General features: G+C 35.6%; 1 protein-coding gene and 1 pseudogene. Both read left to right on the top strand.

Annotated elements, in window-relative coordinates; all coding sequences use genetic code 11:
* The coding region (gene traM, locus VQ048_RS12690) for a conjugative transposon protein TraM (protein ID WP_327611988.1) at window positions 1-154 on the top strand (154 nt) is incomplete at its 5' end.
* Window positions 155-181: 27 nt separating this feature from the next.
* Window positions 182-421: pseudogene (locus tag VQ048_RS12685) on the top strand (conjugative transposon protein TraN); the annotation flags it as partial.

The following is a 421-nucleotide window of genomic DNA, read 5'->3' as shown; positions in this document are numbered from 1 at the left end:
TTACACTTTTAGTTCCTCTGCCAAAGACCAAATATTATCCGAGGCAGGGAAAGGGCTGCTTCAAGGTACCAGTTCCTACATCTCCAAAAAGATAGCCCACCCTAAAATCAAAGTCAAAGCTGGGTATCAAGTCTTATTAGTATCAAAACCTTAATTTTTTTTAACTTTTAAATATATACAAATGAAATCTTTACACCCATTTCTAATCGCAACCTTATTCCTTACAATCGGGAATGTCTATGCACAAACAGAAACGCCAACTTCTGAAACGGACAGTATTTACTACGCAAATGATACAATACCAGAAACAAAAGTATCTACATCTAAAACGCCCGGCAAAATTGAACCTTATTTTTTAGAAGTAGCTTATGACAAAACCACGCATTTGATATTTCCTTCGCCCATCACTTATGTAGATTTA

This window comes from Bergeyella anatis, from assembly GCF_036016955.1.
Taxonomy (GTDB): domain Bacteria; phylum Bacteroidota; class Bacteroidia; order Flavobacteriales; family Weeksellaceae; genus JAYWXI01.
This window is presented reverse-complemented; position numbering and strand designations above follow the sequence as displayed.